Source organism: Bacillus sp. FSL W7-1346, assembly GCF_038593335.1.
GTDB classification, from domain to species: Bacteria; Bacillota; Bacilli; order Bacillales; family Bacillaceae; genus Bacillus; species Bacillus altitudinis.
The window spans coordinates 1,153,147-1,176,224 of sequence record NZ_CP151988.1 but is presented as its reverse complement, the minus strand read 5'-3'; the positions used below and the strand labels follow the sequence as shown (position 1 = coordinate 1,176,224).

General features: G+C 42.1%; 31 protein-coding genes and 1 riboswitch. Of the genes, 12 read left to right on the top strand and 19 right to left on the bottom strand.

What is annotated here, in order from left to right:
- The first annotated feature begins 63 nt into the window (after positions 1-63).
- Positions 64-2,373, top strand: coding sequence for an ATP-dependent helicase (locus NST09_RS05920; protein ID WP_342493429.1), 2,310 nt, complete (start codon positions 64-66; stop codon positions 2,371-2,373).
- A 16-nt stretch (positions 2,374-2,389) separates the two neighbouring features.
- Here NST09_RS05920 and NST09_RS05915 read toward each other — a convergent pair whose 3' ends face one another.
- The 5 genes from NST09_RS05915 to NST09_RS05895 all read right to left on the bottom strand — a co-directional run bounded on the left by NST09_RS05915 (position 2,390) and on the right by NST09_RS05895 (position 3,862).
- A complete protein-coding gene (locus NST09_RS05915; protein WP_008348417.1) occupies positions 2,390-2,647 on the bottom strand; it encodes a stage VI sporulation protein F in 258 nt (85 codons plus the stop codon).
- Between the two features lie 136 nt (positions 2,648-2,783).
- The gene (locus NST09_RS05910; RefSeq protein ID WP_008348419.1) at positions 2,784-2,921 is read right to left on the bottom strand and encodes a YjcZ family sporulation protein; all 138 of its coding nucleotides are present in this window, start codon (positions 2,919-2,921) and stop codon (positions 2,784-2,786) included.
- Positions 2,922-3,005: 84 nt separating this feature from the next.
- A complete protein-coding gene (locus tag NST09_RS05905) occupies positions 3,006-3,227 on the bottom strand; it encodes a hypothetical protein (protein WP_008348420.1) in 222 nt (73 codons plus the stop codon).
- Between the two features lie 84 nt (positions 3,228-3,311).
- Positions 3,312-3,440: a hypothetical protein gene (locus NST09_RS05900; RefSeq protein ID WP_008348422.1), complete on the bottom strand. Its 129-nt coding sequence runs from the start codon at positions 3,438-3,440 to the stop codon at positions 3,312-3,314.
- Positions 3,441-3,511: 71 nt separating this feature from the next.
- Positions 3,512-3,862 carry a DUF1360 domain-containing protein gene (locus tag NST09_RS05895; protein WP_035700339.1) on the bottom strand — a complete coding sequence of 117 codons (351 nt, stop codon included), beginning with the start codon at positions 3,860-3,862 and terminating at the stop codon, positions 3,512-3,514.
- Positions 3,863-4,039: 177 nt separating this feature from the next.
- Here NST09_RS05895 and NST09_RS05890 point away from each other — a divergent pair, with 177 nt between their 5' ends.
- The 5 genes from NST09_RS05890 (at position 4,040) to NST09_RS05870 (ending at position 6,675) form a co-directional block, all read left to right on the top strand.
- Positions 4,040-4,426 (top strand): spore coat protein, encoded by a 387-nt coding sequence (locus tag NST09_RS05890; RefSeq protein WP_007498962.1) that lies wholly within the window; start codon positions 4,040-4,042, stop codon positions 4,424-4,426.
- Between the two features lie 44 nt (positions 4,427-4,470).
- Positions 4,471-4,806, top strand: coding sequence for a hypothetical protein (locus NST09_RS05885; RefSeq protein ID WP_008355377.1), 336 nt, complete (start codon positions 4,471-4,473; stop codon positions 4,804-4,806).
- 88 nt (positions 4,807-4,894) lie between these two features.
- On the top strand, positions 4,895-5,380 hold the full coding sequence (locus NST09_RS05880; RefSeq protein WP_008348431.1) for a spore coat protein: 486 nt from the start codon (positions 4,895-4,897) through the stop codon (positions 5,378-5,380).
- Between the two features lie 147 nt (positions 5,381-5,527).
- Positions 5,528-6,019 (top strand): CotY/CotZ family spore coat protein, encoded by a 492-nt coding sequence (locus NST09_RS05875; protein WP_008348432.1) that lies wholly within the window; start codon positions 5,528-5,530, stop codon positions 6,017-6,019.
- A gap of 212 nt (positions 6,020-6,231) precedes the next feature.
- The gene (locus tag NST09_RS05870; protein WP_008348434.1) at positions 6,232-6,675 is read left to right on the top strand and encodes a CotY/CotZ family spore coat protein; all 444 of its coding nucleotides are present in this window, start codon (positions 6,232-6,234) and stop codon (positions 6,673-6,675) included.
- Positions 6,676-6,711: 36 nt separating this feature from the next.
- Here NST09_RS05870 and NST09_RS05865 read toward each other — a convergent pair whose 3' ends face one another.
- From NST09_RS05865 to NST09_RS05820, 10 genes are all read right to left on the bottom strand, one after another.
- Positions 6,712-7,287, bottom strand: a complete 576-nt coding sequence (locus tag NST09_RS05865) for a CotO family spore coat protein (protein WP_342493428.1) — start codon at positions 7,285-7,287, stop codon at positions 6,712-6,714.
- Positions 7,288-7,400: 113 nt separating this feature from the next.
- Positions 7,401-8,177, bottom strand: coding sequence for an enoyl-ACP reductase FabI (gene fabI, locus NST09_RS05860; RefSeq protein ID WP_003211867.1), 777 nt, complete (start codon positions 8,175-8,177; stop codon positions 7,401-7,403).
- 149 nt (positions 8,178-8,326) lie between these two features.
- On the bottom strand, positions 8,327-9,133 hold the full coding sequence (thiD, locus tag NST09_RS05855; protein WP_007498975.1) for a bifunctional hydroxymethylpyrimidine kinase/phosphomethylpyrimidine kinase: 807 nt from the start codon (positions 9,131-9,133) through the stop codon (positions 8,327-8,329).
- A gap of 17 nt (positions 9,134-9,150) precedes the next feature.
- A complete protein-coding gene (locus NST09_RS05850; protein WP_046527492.1) occupies positions 9,151-10,164 on the bottom strand; it encodes a thiazole biosynthesis adenylyltransferase ThiF in 1,014 nt (337 codons plus the stop codon).
- Entirely contained in the window at positions 10,161-10,928 is a 768-nt protein-coding gene (locus NST09_RS05845) for a thiazole synthase (protein WP_046527493.1), read from the bottom strand. The genes NST09_RS05850 and NST09_RS05845 overlap by 4 nt, the downstream gene beginning before the upstream one ends.
- A 4-nt stretch (positions 10,929-10,932) precedes the next feature.
- The gene (gene thiS / locus NST09_RS05840) at positions 10,933-11,136 is read right to left on the bottom strand and encodes a sulfur carrier protein ThiS (protein ID WP_017367025.1); all 204 of its coding nucleotides are present in this window, start codon (positions 11,134-11,136) and stop codon (positions 10,933-10,935) included.
- Complete coding sequence (gene thiO, locus NST09_RS05835; protein WP_342493427.1) at positions 11,133-12,245, bottom strand: glycine oxidase ThiO; 1,113 nt, start codon at positions 12,243-12,245, stop codon at positions 11,133-11,135. Before thiO ends, thiS begins: the two co-directional genes overlap by 4 nt.
- Positions 12,229-12,846: a thiazole tautomerase TenI gene (gene tenI, locus NST09_RS05830; protein ID WP_249855765.1), complete on the bottom strand. Its 618-nt coding sequence runs from the start codon at positions 12,844-12,846 to the stop codon at positions 12,229-12,231. Before tenI ends, thiO begins: the two co-directional genes overlap by 17 nt.
- Positions 12,821-13,531: a thiaminase II gene (gene tenA, locus NST09_RS05825; protein WP_017367022.1), complete on the bottom strand. Its 711-nt coding sequence runs from the start codon at positions 13,529-13,531 to the stop codon at positions 12,821-12,823. Before tenA ends, tenI begins: the two co-directional genes overlap by 26 nt.
- A 78-nt stretch (positions 13,532-13,609) precedes the next feature.
- Positions 13,610-13,719, bottom strand: a riboswitch (TPP riboswitch).
- A 53-nt stretch (positions 13,720-13,772) separates the two neighbouring features.
- On the bottom strand, positions 13,773-15,620 hold the full coding sequence (locus NST09_RS05820; protein ID WP_017367021.1) for a monovalent cation:proton antiporter family protein: 1,848 nt from the start codon (positions 15,618-15,620) through the stop codon (positions 13,773-13,775).
- A gap of 160 nt (positions 15,621-15,780) precedes the next feature.
- Between NST09_RS05820 and prpE the strand changes: the two genes are divergently transcribed.
- Positions 15,781-16,524 (top strand): bis(5'-nucleosyl)-tetraphosphatase PrpE, encoded by a 744-nt coding sequence (gene prpE, locus NST09_RS05815; protein ID WP_272511401.1) that lies wholly within the window; start codon positions 15,781-15,783, stop codon positions 16,522-16,524.
- Between the two features lie 40 nt (positions 16,525-16,564).
- On the opposite strand, the gene NST09_RS05810 is transcribed toward prpE, so the two are convergent.
- From NST09_RS05810 to NST09_RS05795, 4 genes are all read right to left on the bottom strand, one after another.
- A complete protein-coding gene (locus NST09_RS05810; RefSeq protein WP_170916867.1) occupies positions 16,565-17,458 on the bottom strand; it encodes an RluA family pseudouridine synthase in 894 nt (297 codons plus the stop codon).
- A 17-nt stretch (positions 17,459-17,475) separates the two neighbouring features.
- On the bottom strand, positions 17,476-18,276 hold the full coding sequence (locus tag NST09_RS05805) for an NAD kinase (protein WP_008355343.1): 801 nt from the start codon (positions 18,274-18,276) through the stop codon (positions 17,476-17,478).
- A 65-nt stretch (positions 18,277-18,341) separates the two neighbouring features.
- Positions 18,342-18,971 carry a GTP pyrophosphokinase family protein gene (locus NST09_RS05800; protein ID WP_008348457.1) on the bottom strand — a complete coding sequence of 210 codons (630 nt, stop codon included), beginning with the start codon at positions 18,969-18,971 and terminating at the stop codon, positions 18,342-18,344.
- A gap of 33 nt (positions 18,972-19,004) precedes the next feature.
- Positions 19,005-19,370: a hypothetical protein gene (locus NST09_RS05795; RefSeq protein WP_342493426.1), complete on the bottom strand. Its 366-nt coding sequence runs from the start codon at positions 19,368-19,370 to the stop codon at positions 19,005-19,007.
- A 217-nt stretch (positions 19,371-19,587) separates the two neighbouring features.
- On the opposite strand from NST09_RS05795, the gene NST09_RS05790 reads away from it, so the two are divergent.
- The 5 genes from NST09_RS05790 (at position 19,588) to NST09_RS05770 (ending at position 23,007) form a co-directional block, all read left to right on the top strand.
- Positions 19,588-20,163, top strand: coding sequence for a CYTH domain-containing protein (locus NST09_RS05790; protein ID WP_007498999.1), 576 nt, complete (start codon positions 19,588-19,590; stop codon positions 20,161-20,163).
- A 25-nt stretch (positions 20,164-20,188) separates the two neighbouring features.
- The gene (locus NST09_RS05785; RefSeq protein ID WP_008348461.1) at positions 20,189-20,953 is read left to right on the top strand and encodes a lytic transglycosylase domain-containing protein; all 765 of its coding nucleotides are present in this window, start codon (positions 20,189-20,191) and stop codon (positions 20,951-20,953) included.
- Positions 20,954-21,230: 277 nt separating this feature from the next.
- The gene (locus tag NST09_RS05780; RefSeq protein WP_007499001.1) at positions 21,231-21,629 is read left to right on the top strand and encodes a thiol management oxidoreductase; all 399 of its coding nucleotides are present in this window, start codon (positions 21,231-21,233) and stop codon (positions 21,627-21,629) included.
- Positions 21,626-22,537 (top strand): ClpXP adapter SpxH family protein, encoded by a 912-nt coding sequence (locus NST09_RS05775; protein WP_007499002.1) that lies wholly within the window; start codon positions 21,626-21,628, stop codon positions 22,535-22,537. Before NST09_RS05780 ends, NST09_RS05775 begins: the two co-directional genes overlap by 4 nt.
- Before the next feature lie 296 nt (positions 22,538-22,833).
- Entirely contained in the window at positions 22,834-23,007 is a 174-nt protein-coding gene (locus tag NST09_RS05770; RefSeq protein ID WP_035392421.1) for a hypothetical protein, read from the top strand.
- Positions 23,008-23,078: the final 71 nt, after the last annotated feature.

The window sequence follows — 23,078 nt, the reverse complement described above, 5'->3', positions numbered from 1 at the left end:
GCCTCATTTGATATGATTAGATGTGTTTCTTTTTAACATTGATTGACTATTGGAGGACTAGCTTTGAAATGCGCACGACGACATGATCGAACGATCTCATTACATACATATTCGAGAGAACACTATCAATTCCTCCATGATGAGGGGAAAAAAGGGCATTTATCTTGCCCATATTGCGGACAACCCGTCTTTTTTAGATTAAATATACATGAAGAACCTGCCTTTATCCATAAGCAAATATCTCAGCAAGAGATTTGCGAAAAAAGAGAACAACAAGAGGAAAAGAAACCGGCTGAACGAGAGGAACATGCATCCTACAAAGAACTTGGCGGCTTTCGCTTTCCAACCGGCAAACAGATCATCTCACAAACAGAAGAATCGGATGACTGGCAGGAACCACGGTCCATTCAATTTGGCGAAACCTTTCATTTAGAAAAGAATGAAGAAGTGCATACCATTGACCTCTTTCCACACATCACCTTCAGCGCACCGCAGCTTCAAGCTGTCAAACACAAAGACGGTCCGATGCTTGTGCTGGCTGGCGCCGGCAGCGGGAAAACAAGGGTACTGACGGCTAGAGCTGCTTATCTGATGTCATACCATCAAATCCCTGCTCAACATATCCTGCTCGTGACCTTCACCACAAAAGCAAGCAGTGAAATGAAAGAAAGACTGCGTATGCAGTATCAGCTTCATCCATCACAGGCGAGCCAAGTTGTGACAGGCACATTCCACAGTCTATTTTATAAAATGTTGCTTCACGATGATCGGGGCAAATGGAACGGACAGCATTTGATTAAATTCGACTGGCAAAAAGAGCAGTATATTCGCAAAGCGATCATGCATGAAGGACTTGATGAAAAAGACTATCCAACCGATCAAGTGCTGCAATCAATCGGCTATTGGAAAAATGCTTTTTTGCCAGACGAACTTCCTGAGCTGAAAGATGAAAAAGAAAAGCAAATGTGGACAATCTATCAGTCATACGAACAGCAAAAGCGTGAAAATCAACAATTTGACTTTGATGACATGGCGATTGCCTGCTTACACATGCTGACTAAGCAGCCTGAATTGCTCAAACAATATCAAGAACGATTCAAGTATATTTTAGTAGATGAATTTCAAGATATTAATCCCGTACAATATCAATTAATCCAGCTTTTAGCTGGAGAATCCGAGCAGCTATTTTGTGTAGGCGATGATGATCAAGCCATCTATGCATTTAGAGGAAGCAATCCTGCTTTTATTCTTGACTTCAAACAGGACTATCCTTCGGCCGAGATCGTCCATTTACATGCAAATTACCGCTCTCATCATACGATTGTCGCAAGTGCAGACGCCATTATTAAGAAGAACCAGCATCGTTACGAGAAAACGTTAAAAGCCGTTCGCGTGGAGAAAATTCCGCCGACTCTTTTTTATCCATATGACGAGGAAGAGGAAGCGACCATGATCGTAGCAGATATTCAGGAGAAAATTAAAAACGGTGCAAAACCGAATGACTTTTGCGTGCTGTTTAGAACGAATACAGGAGGCCGTGCGATTTATGAACGTCTTCATCAATCGGCGATTCCGTATCAAACCGATGCTGGCGTAAAAGCCTTTTATAGCAGAAGAATTGTTCGGGTGCTGCTCGCTTTTCTTTCGCTCAGTCAGGATGCAGATGATGTCGCCGCAATGAAGCTGCTGCTGCCCGTTTTCTTTTTAAAGCAGCAAACACTGAATACCATGAAGGCACTGACCATTACGGAAGATTGTTCTATGGTAGAGGCACTTGGAAAGCTAACAGACATTCAGCCGTTTCAGCGCAAAAAACTGCAATCGATCGTTCCCCTGTTTCGTACGTTAAAATCGTTAAAGCCATCTGAAGCTGTAGCGTTTATTGAACAAAGGATGGGACTTGGTGATTATTTAAAAAAACGTGTGAGTGATACGAATGTGCTTGAAAAAGGAACAGATGATGTACGAGATGTGAAAACAGCGGCGAAACGTTTTGAAACGATTGAAGCCTTCCTCGCTCATGCCGAACATATGAAATCTGCTGAAAAGGAAAAATCCGATGAACCAGGCGTTCAGCTCATGACGATCCACCGTGCGAAGGGACTAGAATTCCAAACAGTGTACATCACGAGCGTGGTTGATGGGGCGCTCCCTCATGACTTTGCACTTGATGAGCTGAGAAGCGGTGATGAAGAAGCCATCGAAGAGGAGCGGCGCTTATTATACGTTGCCATGACGAGAGCAGAACAATCCCTTTATCTATCCGTTCCATCATATAGAAGAGGAAAAACGGCTCACCGCTCCCGCTTTTTGTACCCTCTTTTAAAGAAAAATCGTGAATTATTCACACAAAAACAACAGGCCCCCCTTTAAATGGAGAGCCTGTTGTTTATTTTTTGTTGTTCATCATTTTAGCGATTGTATTAAAATCAAGCTTTTCTTTTCCACTTGTAATCGATTGAACGATTTTGTCTTCCATTTCTTTAGGTACACGTTTGTTTGCAAGCTGCGCCACTTTTTTAATGACACCTCGAACGGTATTCTCATCTTTAAAGTTCGCGTTTTGCAAAGAACCTGCAAGCTTAAAGACATCATTCATATTTACACCTGTTTTATTTTCCACACTTTTAAAGAACTTATTATCCATTCCTTTGCCTCCTCTTTGTGGAGTAATCACCTTACTATATGAAAATAGGCGAGATATGTGCCTATCCTGCTGCCTTGTTAGCAAAGAGAAAGGAAAGCAAAAGGCTTCCCTATTGCTTCCCTCACCTTCTTACTGTTTAGTTAAAGAAAGAAGCACCAACGATGATTAGAAGGATGAAAAGCACGACGACAAGAACAAAAGTTGAACCATAACCGCCGCCGTAGCCACCGCCATAACCTCCGCAATAACCGCCACCGTAACCGTAACAACTCATATTTAAGCACCTCCTCTTCTCCCTTACAAAATATGAAAAATACATGAAATGGTTTGGACGATCACATAAAAAAGTGCGGAATTTTTATTTCTGCTGTTTAAAGACGTAATCTGCCTCTCCATGACGGATCATGAATGCTTCTGTTTCTTTCGCAAAAGTATCCATTTTCTCGCCAAATGCTTTTAAGTGCTCTTCAAGATCCTTCGCTTTATTCGCTAGATCCATTTCAGCTTTTTCGTGCGCTTGCTCTTTCCCATCATGGGGTTTAGTGAACAAGGAACCGATTAATTGTTCGAATGCATCCATTCTGGTCACCCCTTCTCTCTTACATATGCATCACCCAAAAAAAGGGCAACAAAAAAACCGGATAAATCCGGCTTTTGTTTTTCCCTATTGAGGTTTCTTTTTCTTCCCGCAGCCGCAGCCAGTCTTCTTGATTTTCTTCGTATATACAGATTGTTGATTTGACTGCGCTGGATACCCTTGAAGCATATGTGACGGTGTTTCAGTTGGTTTCATCGCAACCCTTCCTTTCCTATTCCATGTTAGTATATGCATTTTCTTTAAGCGTGTCTGATCAGAATGCCTGTTTATTTCACAAGCTTCGACACGACTGCTTCAATCAAGCCTGCTGCGGCGGCAATCGCTAATAGTAAATTAAGCCACATGCTGATGACAGGAAAAAATATGTATATCAGTAGTAAAGCAGCAGTGCACCACATACCCGTACACCAATAACAACTTAACAGCTCTCCTATCCAAGATCGCAGTCCCTTCCCCTTAATGACGATATAGGTCTCGACTTCACCTTGTTCGTTTACCTCTTCTTGCTCTTCATGAAATAGACGGCGAAAGGGGGCTGTAATCGTATCAAACACGATCAATCTCGTCAGCCTAAAGGATGCGAGGGCAAATATAGCAAATGACAAAGCGCCGCTCATGGAACCTCCACCTCCTTCATTCTTCTTTTTCCGTCCTTTCTTTATATATGCAAAAAGAAAGACTGCCATGATGAATCGGGTGTAAATAAAATTGGGTTGTACTTTTTCATGCTTTCCGATTCCACCTTGAGCCTCTGCTGCATTAAATAATGTATAGATAAGAAAGGAGTGAAAGTATTGTCTATTGAAGAAAGTGCTGATTTATTATACACACAACTGTTAAACGAATTAATCAGCAATTATGATGATTTCATCGAGATCAAGGATTCCGAAAATGTCACGATTCATAAAACAGATGTAACAGCCGCACTCTCCCTTCAAGCGACCGTAACGACAATCATTACTCTTTTAATTCAAATTCTTGTACCAGATGATGAATTGGCTGCAGACATCACAGAACAGCTTTTAGCTGCACAACAAGTGACAGTTCAAAAGAAAACAGTGATTCAAATCATCAATTGTTATAACGTCACGATTACATTATCTGATGCATCCATTATGAACTCCGTACAAATTCTCACTCAAACACTGAATGTACTTTTAGTTGAAGCCGGCATTCTTTGACCCTTTCTTTTTCTAACATCACGTATGAAAGAGGTGAAATAATCGTGGCTGAAGAGAACGAAAAAAAGGAGTTTCAAATCAACACTGATGTTGATCCATTAACAAGCCTTCTTGTGAGTGATATTTTAAACAAAAATAATGTCACAGATGATCAGAAAGCAAACCTTTCAGAAGATCAAAGAAGAATGATTTTGAAGCTGGTTCAGGATTTACAAAAGAAAGCAGATGATTTCGTACAGCAGCAGCAAGAGAAAAAGCGTCAGGCAGAGGCAGCAAAACATGCAGAAGAGGTCGAGCCTGAACCACAAGTGCGCCCTAAACGAAATTCACTTCGAGATCGTATTCAGCAGCGCCGTCAAGCGCAGCAAAATAACGATTAAATAAAAATGGGTTGCCTGCTAGGATAAATGCCCGAGACAAAACCAATCATTCCAGCATTTAATAAAGTAAACGGAAGGAGGAAAAGAAATGGATTCTAAACCATACTCTTGGGTCGCTCTAGATCGTAACTGTACACACCACGGCGATTACCATCATAACTACGAAAGAAAAGCAGTTTGTGACGGCCACTATTATGATGATGAAGATGTTTTACAAGACTTTGATCAAGTGAGTGTCACAAAGCAGACATCTGAGGAAGTCATTATCGTTAGAGATTCTTGTGACATTAACGTCTCTTCTGTTGATGCACAGGTTGCAGCATCTATCCAAGCAGCTGTTCAAACAGCGATCATCACCATTACAAACATCTCAATCGCTGATGGTGACCTAGCTGACCGCGTCACGCAAGATCTCTTACAAGCAGCTAGCCACAAACAAACAAATCGCCAGAAACTTGTCATCGAAAACTCTAGAAACGTTACAGTCTCTACAATCGATGCGGACATCTCTATTGCCATCCAAACGCTTACACAGACACTTGTTGCGACGATCGTTGCAATTGGTATCCTCTAATGTACAAAAGCAGAGCGAAAAGCTCTGCTTTTCCTTTTTCTAAAAATACAACAAAGATAAATAGTCATTTACCCACACCAACTAGAGGGCGCATACATATGTTGTTAAGGACTAAAGTCAAATACCTTGTTAAAGGAGCTGAAATCCATGAGCTGCGGAAAACACCATGGCCGACATGATGAAAACTGTGTATGCGATGCGGTTGATAAGATTTTAGCAGAGCAGGAAGCTGTAGAAGATAAATGTCCTACGAGCTGCTACAGTAATTTATTAAGCCCGACAGTTTCTGGAAAAGATACGATTCCGTTTTTACTTTTTGATAAAAAGGGCGGATTGTTCTCTACTTTCGGAAACATTGGAGGATTTGTTGACGATTGCCAATGCTTCGAATCCATTTTCTTCCGGGTTGAAAAATTGCATGACTGCTGTGCCACATTATCTGTGTTAAGACCTGTTGATGTACACGGACATACGCTAAGCGTTTGTCACCCTTGCGATCCTGACTTCTTTGGTTTAGAAAAAGCGGACTTTTGTATTGAAGTTGATTTGAACTGTTTCTGCGCGATCCAATGTTTAAATCCAGAACTTGTCGACAGAGTCATGCCAACAAAAGATAAAAAGCATCATCACCACGGCTAAACCAATCGCCCGCTCATCTAACTTGTCATAAGTCAAAGCATCCCCTTCCTCACGAATGACAACCAATCATGCGGAGCAGTCAGCAAAAGGCGGCCGCTTCCGCATTGATTGACATTAGATGCATCAACCGGCGAGACACGTAATAAAGCTTATAGATGATGATGACAGTGCTCAAACACTCAAACAAATTTCCTTGTATAGGAGGGTTGAATATGAGCCGCAAACATTCATGGAACTGTGTAGCAGAGGCTGTTGAAAACATAAACGACTTACAAAATGCCGTCGAAGAGGATTGCCCGACAAGCTGTTACAGCAATCTCCTTTCTCCATCACATTCATTAGGTGACACTGTCCCGTTTGTTCTATTTACCTCAAAATCAAAACCATTCGTCGCATTCGGAAACGTCGGAGAAGTAGATGCTGGCCCTTGCTTCAGCACTGCATTTTTCAGAGTCGAACACATCTCTGATCACTGCGCAACACTCAGCTTGCTTATTGCATTTGACAAAGATCGTCATATTTTAGATTTTACAGATAAAGATTCCGTATGTGATGTGTTCCGTTTAGAAAAATCAAAATATTGCATTGAAGTAGACCTTGACTGCTTCTGCGCAATCGAGTGCTTAAATCCAAGACTCATCAACCGTAGCTGCTAACAAAAAAAGTCCCGTTATGGGACTTTTTTATGTTCATTAAAAACCAAGTGGATGAATAGAAGAAATATCACCAATCGCTAATTCCACTGGATTACCGCCGCCTGCTGTGCGGATGACAACCATATTGTCTTTTCTCTCCATGATGATTCCTCTGTATGTTTTTCCATCAGCTTCAATGAGGCAAAGCGCTCTCGGCATATTATGCGGCAGACTTGTAAGAAAATCGACTTTCTCCTCGATATTCATTTGGCTTAACGGCTTCTTCACTCGTTTTCTTCTTGGTTCTTCTTTTGTTTCATGAAATACGCCTTCTGGCTGTTTTTCTTGTTCTTGTACTGGCTCTCGATTTTGTGAATTATCTTTTTCTTGATTGATCTCCCGCTCTTGCTGTAGCGCAGGCGGCTCTTCTTTTTTCTGCTTTACTTCCTGTGATACAGGTTCTTGCACGCTCTCTTCGATTGCATGCTCTTTGGCGCTTTTTTTGGTTTCTGAAGGTTTTTCTGACTTCTTGCGCTTTCTCACAATATTTTGCATGGCCGGCGCTGATTCATCATAGCTCGGCTGAACAATATACATAAGCGGCTTTTGATTCTCATCACCTTTATTTGACATACTGATCCCTCCCGAATGATTCATTCCTTATATATATGAGAGGACACCCCAAATCAGAAGAAAAATAAAAAACAGCATACCAGTGATTGGTATGCTGCAAATCAATTATTCGTTTAGCGGGCAATGATATGGAAGCCAGAATCAACATGAAGATTCTCACCTGTCATGCCGCGGGATAAATCACTGAATAAGAATAGTGCTGTATCGCCAACTTCTTCAGGAGTCGTTGTACGGCGAAGCGGTGCACGCTCTTCAATATCCTTCAGGATCGTATTAAAGCCGCTGATTCCTTTTGCAGATAACGTACGAATTGGTCCAGCAGAAATGCTGTTCACACGGATGCCTTCCGCTCCAAGATCAGCTGCTAAGTATTTCACACTTGCTTCAAGGGCTGCTTTTGCTACACCCATGACATTGTAGTTAGAGACAACGCGCTCTCCGCCTAGGTAAGTAAGTGTGACAATGCTTCCGCCTTCTGTCATGAGCGGACGTGCTGCTTTTGCTACAGCTGTTAGTGAATAGGCACTAATGTTGTGCGCTAAAAGGAAACCTTCACGGTTCGTGTTCAAATATTCACCGACAAGCTCTTCTTTGTTCGCAAATGCAATCGCATGTGCAACACCATGGATGACTTGTACTTTTTCTTTAATCGTTGCAAAACATTTTTCGATTTCTTCATCACTTGTCACATCACAAGGAAGAATAATGGAATCATCACGCTCTAGCGTGCTTGCTAGCTCTTTCACTGATTCTGCCAGACGATCTCCAACATAAGTAAAAATCAAACGAGCTCCTGCTTCGTGAAGTGAACGAGCAATTCCCCAAGCGATGCTTCGTTTATTGGCAACACCCATCACCACAATATTACGGCCTTCTAAAGAAAAGTTCATATGTATTAAAGCCTCCTATTTTTTCAAGACATAGTATTAGTACCTGATCATAATCTTATCACAAATCATGAGATATTGACAATTTCCGCTGAAAGAAAGTTTTTATTTCAGAAAAAAGACCGTCCTCACAAGTGAAGACAGTCTTCTTTTTATGCTTTGACTCTGTTTTGCTGATAAGCAAAGTGGTTAGTCGGTCCGTGCCCAGCGCCAATATTCAGAGGAAATTTGATCGCCTCATGGACAAAGGTTTCTGCCGTTTCAAAGGCTTCCTTCATGGAACGACCTTTTGCTATTTCTGCCGTTAATGCCGCTGCAAATGTACAGCCTGTTCCGTGTGTATGTGGTGTATCAATATGTTCATTACTGAGTTCAAAAAAGCTTTTTCCATCGTACAAAAGGTCTGTAATGAGGCCGCCTGAAGGACTATGACCTCCTTTGATCACAACATAGGACGTGCCAAGCTCATAAAGTCGTTCTGCTGCTCTATGGCGATCGTCTTTTGTCTGAATGCGCATGCCTGTCAGCACTTCTGCCTCAGGGAGATTCGGTGTGACTGCATAACTGACAGGCAGTAACTGTGTTTTCATAGCAGAGACCGCATCTTCATTTAATAAAGAAGCGCCGCCTTTGGCAATCATGACTGGATCGACAATTAGTTTCAAGTCATATTGCTTCGTCTTTTCAGCAACGACACTGATCATGTCGGCACTCCACAGCATCCCTGTTTTAGCGGCATCTGGCAACAAGTCTTCTGCTACTGCATCAATTTGACTTTCGAGCGCCTCGATAGACAGAGGATAAATACCGTGAACGCCAAGTGTGTTTTGTGCTGTAATGGCCGTAATGGCGGACATTCCGTACACACCAAGCTCCTGAAAGGTTTTCAAGTCTGCTTGAATACCTGCTCCACCACCAGAATCAGTACCTGCGATGGTTAATGCTTTTTTAATCGTCATGTCATCTCACCCTCTCATTAGCCAATCCATTGATGATAAATCGTTCTCGCTTTCGCAATATCATTTGTCCCATGTACAAGTGCTCTGCCATCTTTGAATAAAACAAGCTTGTACTCATCCTTCTGACACGAAAGCAAATAAGGATTTTCCAGCACATCCATTCCTGCTTTCTTTAGCTGACGTGCTACTTCATGCAGCGCCGGGGGTGCCCCTAGTGCACTGCGAATTTGTACGGTATTTCGTCCACATAATACATCTGCTTTTGCTCTTTGATCATATGAGAGAAATGGATATGTCTTAAGACCGCAGCTTGGACATTGTTTCTTTTTTAAAGACGTAACGGATCGAATATCAGATCGCTCGTTTGTCCATAAATCAAACGATCTTAATACCGGTGTGATGTGGTGTCCTGTTAAAAGCTTCAGTGCATCCGCCACTTGATAGGCCGCAACCTGCTGCACTACTGGACTAATAATTCCTGCTGTATCACATGTCATGCCTTGTGCAGGTAAATGCTCAAGCAGGCAGTGTAAACAAGGTGTTTCACCAGGAATCACTGTGAATTGAATACCATAGCTTGCTACACAGGCCCCGTAAAGGAACGGAATTTGATGTTTGACGACCGCATCGTTCGCAATCATTCTCACCTCAAAATTATCCGCTGCATCCACTATAATGGATGCCCCGCTGACGTACTCATCAATATTTTGAGCGGTCACGTCAATGACGATTCCTCTCACATGAACATCACTGTTCACCTGCTTGAGTCTTTTCTCAGCAGCCACAGCCTTTGGCAGCCGATCAAGAACATCTTGTTCTGTGTATAGCTGCTGACGCTGCAGATTGCTCCATTCAATATAATCTCTATCCAAAATGGTGACAGATCCTACGCCGGCACGAACGAGCATTTCAGCACTCGCTGTTCCAAGTGCCCCAGCCCCAATAATGACGGCCTTTGAGGCATGTAGCCGTTTTTGTCCTTCCTCTCCAATAGGCCTAAAAAGCTCTTGGCGTGAATAACGTGTGCTCAAAATGCTGGCATTCCTTCCTGCGGACTGCTGGCTGTTCCATAGTTTTTGAATGGAATACGGCCTGCCTCGAAACCGAGTCTTCCAGATTCAATCGCCAGCTTCATCGCTTTAGCCATTTTCACAGGGTCCTTTGCGCCAGACACGGCCGTATTCAGTAATACAGCATCAGCGCCCAATTCCATCGCATAAGCAGCATCCTTCGGCGAACCTACACCCGCATCAATAATAACTGGCACCTTTGCCTGTTCGATAATAAACGATAGATTCAGAGGGTTTAAAAGCCCTTGACCTGAACCGATTGGAGAAGCACCTGGCATAATGGCATGGACACCAAGTTCTTCTAATTTCCTTGCCAGCACCACATCATCTGACGTATATGGCAGCACGATAAAACCTTCTTCTAATAGCATTTCAGATGCTTTTAACGTTTCGACTGGATCTGGCAGAAGAGACCTTGAGCAGCCAATGACTTCTACTTTGATCATGTCACACAGTCCAGAAGCTTTCGCTAAACGGGCAATCCGCACCGCTTCTTCCGCTGTACTTGCCCCTGCAGTATTTGGCAGCAATGTATAGGCTGATAAATCGAGCTGCTCTAAAAAATTGGGCTGTGATGGTTCAAATATGTTCATTCTTCGCACAGCAAAGGTCAAAATTTCAGCTTCTGATACGTTGACCGCCTCTTTTTGAACTTCAAATGATGGATACTTTCCTGTCCCTAGTAATAGTCTTGATGTAAATGTTTTTCCGCCAATGCGCAGCATGGTGTCATCCTCCTCCTACAAAGTGAACGATTTCAATCGTGTCATTTGGTTGAATTTTTACCTGTTGAAAGGCTTCTTTATCTATAATTTCTTGGTTCTTTTCAACGATCACCACTCGGTTTTCAAGTTGATAGGCTGATAGCAGATCAAAAATCGTCCCATTTTCCTTATCGAAATCAACCATTCTTCCATTCAATTGAATTTTCATACGAACAATGCCTCCTTTCGCCCAATCCGAAACGCATGAAGCCATTCCTTGTGAACAGACTCGCCCGCTATTAAGCCGCGAATGATTTCCCCCGTAATTGGCGCAAGTAAAATGCCATTTCGGTAATGTCCCGTTGCAAAAAGAATACGCTCGTCTTCCGGATGTTTTCCGATATAGGGGTGCCGGTCGATTGTCGCTGGCCGAAGACCTGCCCAGCATTGATCAATCGGCATCTCTCGAATAGAAGGCATGAGCTGAGATGCTTTGTGAATAACTGCTTCAATACCGCCAAGTGTCGGAACGGCCTGCCAGTCATTCGGCTTCATCGTTGCACCAATCACTAGCTTACCGCTATCCCTTTGAACGATATAACAATGATCATGATAGATGGTGTGTGCAAGCGCTGGACCGTTATTCCAAACAGACACGCATTCTCCTTTTACGGGATAGAGAGAATGTGATAACCCCAGTTCTTCTAAAAAACGGCCTGACCATACACCACTTGCTACAGTCAGATGATCACATGTGAAGATGCCTTTAGCTGTACTGACTGTCAAAGTTTCTTTTCCCCTCTTCACATCGAGAACAGGGGTAAACTCCTTCACATCCGCTCCGTGCCGAACAGCCGCCTGCCAAAAAGCCCTGCATACCGCATATGGCTCAACATGTACATCATCTGCTATCAAGCCTGCTCCTACGATGTCATCTGCTATTTGAGGCATACGTTCTTTTACGCTGCTTGCTTCAAGCCATTCAAATGTGGGCAAATGCTGCATCCGGCAAAGCGCACGCTTTTCTTGTTCTGTAAAAGCCACCTTCATAATCCCGCCCACTGATGTCCGAATATCAATGCCCGATTCATGCTGAAGGTCGACTGTTAATTTTTCATATAAAGCCTGACTTTGTCTGCCTACTTGAAAGAAAATATCCTCATCACCTTCTCCTTCAGCATGTGCACCCAGCATGCCAGCAGCCGCACTCGTCGTTTGCTTCCCGATCTCATTTGCCTCAAATAAGACAATCTGCTTTCCTGCTTTTGCAAGGTGATAAGCGATCGACATCCCTATGATTCCACCACCAATGATTGCAACATCATAATGCTTGTTCATAAGGATTCTCCTTTCGCTTTTTAGAAAATGTTTGCGCCATTTTGCGCGGCTGAGGATGAGCAAAAATCCCCGACATGACGGCTATTCCCTTTAAATCAACATGCATCAATTCTGGCAGTCGTTCTGGTGTGATTCCACCAATGACAACGACTGGAATGGACAGCGTAGAAGTCATGTCTTCCACAATCTTTATGCCTCTCGCCTGAAGTCCGGGTTTGCATGCGGTATCATACACGTGCCCAAACATGACATACTCTGCCCCGTTCTTCTCTGCTGCTTTGGCTTCTTCTATCGAATGAACCGATACCCCCGCATGGAGGTGAGGAAATTTTTGTCTTAATTCCTTTGGCGAAAAGCTGTGTCCTGGAAGATGAACCCGGTGAATATTGGTCAGCAGTGCAACGTCAACTCGGTCATTGATAATCAGCTTTTCTTTCGGAACACCTTCTGCTAGGAGTTGTTTCACGAGGTGAACCAGTTCACCTGCTGCCTTCGATCGTTCACGAATATGAATAAAGTCTACTTCAGACGCAATGTCTTTTATTTGCTTGATGAGCTCCCTGACAGGAAGCGTATCATTTGTCACTGCATGGAGTTCCATTTGCACCAACCCCATCTAAGCATGCTGTCTGCCACATTTCTTTTTCATACGCCATCTCCCAGAAATGGTATTCGTAATAGCTCGAAATCACGAAATTTTCTTTCATATTAGCCCGCACATGTTCTGGCGCTTTTTCTGCAAGTTCATCAAAACGGTTCACCTGTTCAAAAACAAGCTCTTTAAACCAATCCCCGCCATATGTCAAAATCCATTCTTGATAAATCGGATGGTCAGGCGTTGTTTGTTTCAGTTTTTCTCCTACCTCATAATAAAGCCAGTAGCACGGCAATAATGCGGCTAAAATTTCTTCAAAACGACCGCTTTTCACAGATCGGTACATATGCGAGGTATATGCATAAGCAGTTGGAGAAGGTTTAAAGTTTGCCAGCGCTTCATCAGAGATCTGGAGCAGTTCTGTGAACTTTCTATGCAGTGATAGCTCTGCTTCATACGTACCCTGCGCATGATATGCCATTCTGCCTGTCGTATGTAAGTCCTCACTAATGGCGGCTCCATACGACTGTACTTTTGCAAAATGAGTTAAATAGTACGAATCCTGCATCACATAATAAGTGAAACGATCGAGTGAAAGTGTGCCATCACCAATCCCTTTCACAAAAGGGTGTGTAAAGCTCCCATTCCACCATCTAGCTGCTGCTTCTTTACATTCGTTCGAAAATGTCATGTTCCTCTCCTCCTGTTTTCCCATATAAAAAAACCACTTTCCGCGTGGAAAGTGGTTTGGAATTTGTAAAAAGCATAGTCAAACACCGCACCACTTCCCTACGCAGGTATGAACCTGTTCAGGTAATGAGGGTCTAAAAGTCTACACTTTTATCTCAGCCCTTTTAAAGGACTCCCCTAGTGGATCAAACATATATTGTTGTACCTCTATCTTAATCAGGAATTGTTCATCGGTCAAGGGTTCATTGCAACTCTAATTGGGCTCTAAGTCCTGCCACATACTCCCGGGAGCCAGACACAAGCACGCGGTCACCGCTTCTAAGCGTCGTATCCCCATGCGGCACTAAGCTGTCAATTCCTCTAAAAATACGGACAAACACCAAATCGCCGGTAAAAGGAAATTCCCGCAGCATGACATTATGATACCGATGATTGTTCATTTGAATTTGATACAAAGAAGAATCCTCATTTGTTAACAAGCGAATCGCATCAGGTGCTTCAATCAATGCCCTCAGCACCGTTTTAGATGATAAGAAATTAGAAAAGGTATCGATCCCTGCTTCCTTTAAAGTCAGCTCGGCTTCCGCTTTGTTGACACTTGCAATGACTTGTTTAGCTCCTTCTTCTTTTGCAAATAAAGCAATTTCCTTATTTTTCGTTTCACTGCCTGTAGCCACAACGAGCACATCCTCTTGCCCGATGCCAGCCTGCCTGAGCGTATCATCGTCATATTGTTCAATCGCTTCAACTTCAAAGATGGAGTCAGCAAGCAAGGCTTCTTTATTTTCCTGAAAGACGTGTAAAATACGGATGTCATATTCATCCTGATGCAAATCAAGCGTCACAGGTAACGTCAGCTGATTCGCTCCAATAAACGTCACACGCTTTTTATGATTGGTTTCACGTTCTTGTTTAAATAACGCCTTAAACCAAACAGGCGTTAAAATACTCGTGAGCACAGCGACTAAAATAAGTGCTCCTGACATTTTATGATCAATGACACCAAGCCGCTCACCAATCGTTGCAGCAGCAATGACAAGGGATAACGTCGAGGTTAATAAAAAACCAGAACCAATGACTTTTTTCATGTCATACCATTTTTTTAAATAAAGAATCGGAACGAGTTTACTAAGCAATAATGCGATAAACAGCAGCGGAATCATGATCATGATGGTTGGATCTTTAAAGAGTGACCATATATTCAGGTCCACACCGACCATCACAAAAAAGATCGGAATTAAAAAGCCATAGCCAAACGAGTCCAGCTGCTGTACGAGCTCTTTATTAGGCGAAAGAAGAGACACAAGCACACCTGCTAAAAAAGCCCCAAGAATATTTTCAGCACCGAGTGATTCAGATAAGGCAACTAAGACTATAATGAGAGTAAAGATGGCTCTTGTCCCAATTTGCACCGTTCCTTTTGACATGGACTGAAAAATGGACTTTGTCTTAAATACTCGGCCAAATAAATAAAGAAGAATACCTGCCGCAAATAATAATAAGAGCAACCACATGTTCCCTGTTCCATCGCCATAAATGGAGGAAAACACAGCAAGTAAAATCATTGTCACCAAATCAGCAATGACGGCTACAAGCAAAATGATTTGACCAATATTCGTTTGCATCAACTTTTCCTCTTTTAAGGTAGGAACTACCACACCCAATGAGATGGTGGAAATAATAAGCGTCATTAAAAAGGCATTTTGAATAAATCCTGCAAGGACAAACGCATAAGACAGGATAAAGGACATACAAAATACGCCAACAAAAATAATGGTCGCTGTTTTAAATGTATTCGGTTCTTTTAAACCATTTGGCAGTTCTCGCGCTTTCTTCTTTGATTCAAAAGAAGAAAAATCTATTTCAAGTCCACTTAAAAACATAAGAAAAATAAAACCTAGCATGGATAACGTATCTAGCCATGCGTCGTGTTCAACAACTAGTTGAAGACCGCTTTTTCCAATGATGAGTCCCATGATGATTTCAGCGACAACGACCGGGATGGTCAGCTTAAATCGGTGCAATAAAATGGGGGTGAAAAAGGCTACAATAATAACGACAACGAGTGATGAAACAGATGTATGCTCCATTGGCTAAAGCCTCCTAACATTCATGTTTAATTTTTAAGTTTTACGTTAAAGCATTGATTCTAACAATTGCCCAAATGAAATGAAAGCCATTCGTTATATTTTCTAAAATTCAAACTTCTTTATATCCGATAAATGGATGAAAAAATCAGGAGGAACCTTTATGAAATTCGATATCATCGGCGATATCCACGGCTGCTACGAAGAGCTGCTTACCCTCATACACAAACTAGGATACGAACTCAAACATGGACTACCTGTCCACCCTGATAAGAGAACACTGGCCCTTGTTGGTGATTTAACAGACCGCGGCCCTCGATCAGTTGACGTCATGCAATTTGTCATACACGCCTATTCTAAGGGCTCAATCCGATATGTGCCTGGCAACCATTGTTTTAAGCTGTATCGCTATTTGAAAGGAAATCCCGTTAAATTACTGCATGGCATTGAAACAACGGTGAACGAAATCAAAAAACTGCCACATGATGAACAAACCATTTTATCACGTGAATTTAAACATTTATTTGAAAAGGCGCCGCTTTATGATGTACTCATTCCGAATGAACTGATCATTGCACACGCAGCGATGAAGGAAAAGGATATTGGCAAAAAACCGAACAAGCAGATGAGGTCCTATCTATTATTTGGAGCAGTCACCGGAGAAACATGGCCGGATGGTCGACCTGTCAGGAAGGACTGGGCAAAGGAATATCATGGAAAACCATGGATTGTGTACGGGCATACACCCGTAAAAGAACCAAGATTTATCGGTAGAACGGTTAATATTGATACAGGCTGCGTCTTTGGCCACCAGCTCTCTGCTCTTAGATACCCAGAACTTGAGACAGTATCTGTTCCTTCATCTATGCCATATGATGATTCAAGGTTTCAGCATTTCACGCAATAAAAAACCCAGTCCACCATGACAGGTGACCGGGTTTACTTGTTTACTGAAGCAATAGTGTCATATCATCCGGCAAAGGAGCCGAAAATGTCATGGACTCCCCTGTTATCGGATGCGGAAAAACAAGGGTTTCACTATGAAGTGCCTGCCTGCCTATTCTCTCGCTTGTTCCACCATATAGCGTATCTCCAACAAGCGGATGACCAAGGAATTGCATGTGAACACGAATTTGATGAGTTCTTCCCGTTTCAAGGGTGAGGGACACATCAGACATGTCTAAATGAGTATGTACCGCCCGCACTGTATAATGTGTTACGGCTTCCTGACCAGACTCATCTACCATTCGTTCAATAATGCTGTCCCCTTTTCGAGCAATTTTTGCTCTAATCGTTCCTTCCTTTTGCGTGATCATGCCATGTGTCATGGCTCTATATGTTCGCTTGACTTCCCCTTTTTTCTGCGCCTTTGATAAAAGGCTGTGTGCAAAGCGATGTTTAGCGACTAACATGACACCAGAAGTATCACGATCAAGACGGTTCACCAAGTGGACAGTCAGTCGAACAGACTGCTTAGCATAATGGTGAAGCAGTCCATTTGCAATACTATGCTCAGGGTGCTCTCGAGAAGGAATCGATGGGATATACGGCTTTTTATTCAGCACAAGCACGTGCTCGTCCTCAAATAAAATATCAAGCGGAATGGCCGCAGGTTTTAGCCCTTCACTCACTTTTTCCTCGGGAAATAAAATGGTGAGCCTGTCTCCCTCGCGTAGCTCATATCTCACGGTCACATGCTCTCCATTAATCAGAAGGTCACCGCCATCAAATTTAATATCTGTCAGCATTCGTTTTGAAATGCCAAGTTCGATTAAGTAGTTCTTCAGCAGCCTGCCTTCTTCTTTGTCTGATATGGTTTTGTTTATCTTAAAGTATTCCAGCGAGAACAACCTCTTTCTTATTCTCCTTTGCCGATAAAGGAATCTTGCACCCTTTTCCAAAACGGAAATGGTCTAAATCGGGCAAACCGGACATTCTCGTCTGCCACTCGGCATTGAATGGATTTCACATCTTTATGCAGCAGCGACAAATGATCTATCGTCACCTGAAAATCCACATCATTAATCGGTTTGATCACACACGTATGGTGGTCCGGCAAAATGAGCGGCGAACCGACCGTTCTAAACACTCTGTTGTTGATTGAAGCCATTTCTGCCAGCTGGATCGCCCTAATGGATGGGTGAATAATAGCCCCGCCAAGTGCCTTATTATAGGCTGTACTGCCAGATGGTGTAGACAAACAAAGACCATCTCCTCTGAATGTTTCAAAAAGCTGACCCCTAATCTCAACATCTGCCACAAGTGTACCTTCCATACTTTTAATCGTACATTCATTCATTGCTAAATATTTTTCTTCCCGGCCCCCATCGTTGTACCTGACGATGACTTCAAGAATCGGATATTCCACAATATGATAAGGCGTTTTGGCAATGGCTAACACAAGCTTTTCAATTTCACTCGGGACCCAGTCCGCATAAAAACCAAGATGGCCTGTATGTACGCCGACAAAAGCGGTTTCGTTTAGACGGTTACTATACCGGTGAAAAGCGTATAAAAGGGTTCCGTCTCCGCCAACTGTAATGACGAGATCGGGTTCCTCTTCATTTAATTCCATTCCAAAATCCAATAAGTAGGTCTGTATTTTATTTTTAAGTGTGTCAGATACAGAATTCCCTTTCGAAGAAACTGCAAATTTCATGAATTCTTCTCCTTTTCCACCTTGCTGCGACGAGAAAGCAGCATCATATTTGATCAAGCTTAGGCTCAGCTATCGTTTTTCTTTTTCCGGGAAAATGCCACTTGCGCTTCTTGAATTTCCCCTCTGATTTCAGACATCTCATCATCAAGAAGAGATGCTGCCTCAGAAGCTCTTTGAAGGCGCTGCTTGACCTTCTCCGGGATATTCCCGCTATATTTATAATTCAGAGAATGCTCGATGGTCGCCCAAAAGTTCATGGCTAATGTACGGATTTGGATTTCGACGAGGAGCTGCTTCTCTCCATTGATCGTTTGCAGCGGATATAACACAACAAGGTGGTACGAGCGGTATCCGCTTTCTTTATGTTCTGCAATATAGTCGCGTTTATCTACAACCACAAAGTCTTTTCGTGACTGAAGCATTTTCTTGACGACTTGTATATCTTCTACAAATTGGCACATAATGCGAAGCCCTGCAATATCTTGCATTGTTTCAATCTCATGCATCGGGATGTTTTTACGCTTTGCCTTTTCCAATATGCTGGCAACGGGTTTCACTCGGCCAGTGACAAATTCTACTGGTGAATGGTCATCCTCAAATTCATACAGTTTTCGAATGCCTTTTAGTTTCACTTTTAATTCTTCGACTGCTTGCTTATATGGTGCGAGGAATTGATCCCATTGTTTTTTGTCCATGAAACTTCCCCCAATTCCAAATACCTAATTATTTCAGAGGAATGTGCTCTTCACTTTCTCTTCCATATCTCCGTAATTGGCATTGTCTTTAATATTGTCGATTAAATAGCTTAATTCCTGATGAAGTTGAATGAGTTCTAGCGTTTGCTCTTCCGCCGCCAAATAGACAGGGATTTCACGATTCATTGCTTCTTTTAATGGAGCCCATGTATGTTCTCCTAAAATAAGATACGTAAAAGACTCCTCAGTCTCAAGTATGTAAACGAACGCAAAGTGATCAGAATCAACAAGCATTTGTCCTGATGCTTTTGCTTTTTGAATTTGCTCATCTGACTGGACCGTCAAGATCAGCCTGTCTTCTTTTAAAGTTGCTTCTGTGATTTCAATTCTGTTTTGCATCATGATCTCCTTTACAACAAAGTACAGCTTTATTTTATCATATCAAGTTCAATATTGATAAACCGAACTTTTTGAGAAAATTTGATTTCTCCATTTCGTTGTTCATTTTGCCTCATTTAGCATCTATATACGTCTCTTTTTAAGGAATAAATAAGAAAAAATGAAACTTTTCATGTACAATAATCATATTTCCTCTAAATGAAAGGTTGATGTCAAAATGGCACAGGAAATTGAGATAGAACTAAAACAATTATTAATGAAAGAAGAATTTGAACAGCTAAAAGAATATTTTCAATTAAAGGACGAGGACTTCCACACTCAAACCAACTATTATTTTGATACACCTCAATTTGATATAAAATCCAAATTCGCTGCATTACGAATGAGAGAAAAAGGCGGGCAGTGGGTCCTCACATTAAAGGAACCGCATGAGATCGGCCTTTTGGAAACTCACCAAACGATCGATCCTCCCGCAAGTCTTGAACATTTCCACCTGCCAGAAGGTGAAGTGGCAGACAGATTAGTACACCTTCACATTCAAAAGGATCAAATCGTGTATTTTGGTTCACTGGAAACGTCAAGAGCAGAAAAAATGATCAAAGAAGGCTTAATTGTTTTGGATCACAGCCGATATTTAACAGTAGAGGACTATGAACTTGAATTTGAAGTGAGCGATTTAGACATTGGACAAGCCGCTTTCACAGCATTGCTTCAGCAATTTCAGATCCCACCAAGACACACGAAAAACAAAGTCGTACGCTTTTATGAAGAAAAAATGAAAACAAAAGAATAGATGAATTCCTTGAAGGAGGAACATGATGAACGTCAATCAACTTCAATCCTTTATGCAGCTTCAAGCACTCAAAACGTTACAATCTGATAATGGACAAACACAACTCACAGCTGGACAAGAATCAAGCGCTGAGACTTCATTCCAGTCGCTGTTGCAAGATTTTTTAGGCGGATCAGAATTATCTCGTCTCCCGCTTTCCATTTCTGCTTTCATGGGATCGGACCCATCAACGTCTCCGAACACGCAATATGCACGAATGAACCCATATTTATCTGCGATAGCGGGCAGTGAACAGCTTCAATCTCAGTCTCTTTATGCAAATGACAGCCAATTGAATACCGCAAATGGTATTGGAAACGTCTTAAATAACAGCTACACACCACCGCTTCAAAAAGCTGTTTCAGGCTCTTCATCAAAAGAGATTAATCAGATCGTCTCACAAATGGCTCAAAAGCACGGAGTTCCAGAAAAGCTGATCCACGCAGTGATCAAGCAAGAATCCGGTTATCGCACGAATGCTGTCAGCCATGCAGGTGCACTTGGACTGATGCAGCTTATGCCGTCTACTGCTAAATCACTTGGCGTGAACAATGCCTTTGATGCAGCCCAAAACATTGAAGGCGGAACGAAGTATTTAAAACAAATGCTGCAAAAATATAATGGAAATGTCTCACTTGCCTTAGCCGCTTATAACGCAGGCTCAGGGAATGTAGATAAGTACGGAGGCATTCCTCCATTTAAAGAAACACAAAATTATGTAAAGAAAATCACAGCTCAATATTTCGCCTAAACCGAAGAGAATAACCTCTTCGGTTTTTTGTATGTCGCTTTTCACCCTTTTTTGACTGAATGTGTTATGATATGGTCAATTGAACACGGAACCTGTCTCCCTCACTATTCCCAAAGGACCAAAGCGGTTTGTTTGTGGAATTGAGTAGAGGTTGTTAAAATAAGTATACAAGAATAGAAACAACAAAATAGAACAAACTGAATATCACTTTTGAAATACATGAAATTCGCAATAGGGTGAGCCATCCTATTAGCTACGAGTTAAAGGAGTAGTCAACATGGTACAATCGTTTAACGCACCTTACGAAGCGGTTGGAGAGGAACTTCTATCGCAACTTGTTGATACTTTTTATGAAAATGTAAAGTGTCATCCTTTGCTTCATCCTATTTTCCCGGATGACTTAAAAGAAACAGCAAGAAAACAAAAACAGTTCTTAACTCAATATTTAGGCGGACCGCCGCTTTATACTGAGGAGCATGGTCACCCAATGCTACGGGCGAGACATCTCCCTTTTCCGATTACTGAGGAGCGAGCGGACGCATGGCTTGAATGCATGGAGGATGCAATGGATCAAGTAGGACTAACCGGCGATATTCGTGACTTTTTATTTGAGCGACTGTCTTTGACGGCTCGTCACATGGTCAACCAAATACCTGAAAAGGACGGACGATCTTGAGCTGCAATCCGCATGAGCAATATTTCTCACATTGTCACGGACATCCTCAAAAGCCGATTGAAATCTATGTATTCATTGATCCTCTTAGCCCGGACTGCTGGTTATTAGAGCCATCAATTAAAAAGTTGAAAATGAAATATGGCCGTTTCTTCACTTTACGAACGGTTACAAGTTCTAGTATTAATGCTTTAAACCGGAAACGAAAAAAACATTTGCTAACCGAAGCGTGGGGGAAATTTGCCACGAAAACTCAGACCAAAAAAGAACAAATGCTGTCTGAACAAATTGTGACATCACCTTATCTCGCCTCTCTTGCATTAAAAGCAGCTGAACTTCAGGGCAGAAAATGCGGAATGAAATTTTTACGACTCATTCAAGAATCGCTTTTTTGCCATCAGCAGGACGTCACCAGTGAACAAGTCTTGCTAGAAAATGCAAAAACGGCTGGACTGGACATTGAAGAGTTCCAGCGAGATATCCATTCTCAAAGTGCTGTCAAAGCGCTCCAATGTGATATGAAAATCGCAGCTGAAATGGATGTGTCTGAGCTTCCCACTTTCGCCTTTTTTAATACGATCAATGGTGAAGAAGGATTAAAGATTTCAGGTGCATATTCTTACGATATTTACGAGGAAATTCTCTTTGAAATGATTGGCGAAAAACCAACACCTTCAGAACGACCGCCAATTGAATGGTTTATCGCTTACTTTCAATTTGCATCAGCAAAAGAAATTGCCGTTGTATATGACCTGACACTTGAAGAAGTTGAACGCGAGATGAAAAAGCTCGCATTTGCTAAAAAGGTAGAACGTGTTCAAGTACATCAGGAAATGTTTTGGCGTTATACAGAAGGAGACAATCATTCAGATCTTGATGTCTACCGCTGTGAGAATGAACATGGGTGCTGACCCATGTTTTTTTCTTCATCTCCGAAAGAACACTCGTTCTATTTATAAGTACGAAGAAACCGCGCCGGGATAAGCGCGGTTTCACTATGTCTTAACGACAACAAAGGGGATGGGAGAAATTTTTCACGGTCAAACAAAGGGGTAATGTTTGTATGTGATTAATTTCACATCTGTAGTATATCAAATTTTGTCGACTTATGACAACCGATATACTATATGTTCATATTTTTGTCACAAAACATAAGAGGACTGTCACTTTCATATAGTGAAAGTAACAAAAAAATGGGGGGATCTGCATGCGCAGCACAACCATTGGACTTGTTGCCATTGGCTTATGTTTCTGTTTAAATATATTAGGCTTAATGAAGATGCTGCCTCTTTACCTGACATCTCCACTCCTATTCGCTTCCATTCTCTTTACACTCTATCGAATGAATTACCGAAAAACCTTCAAAGGTTTTAAATCGTAATCATTGAATGTACAAACCTCGTTCATATAGACGAGGTCTAGCGTGTAGGCAAACCCTCGCATTCGGTGTCA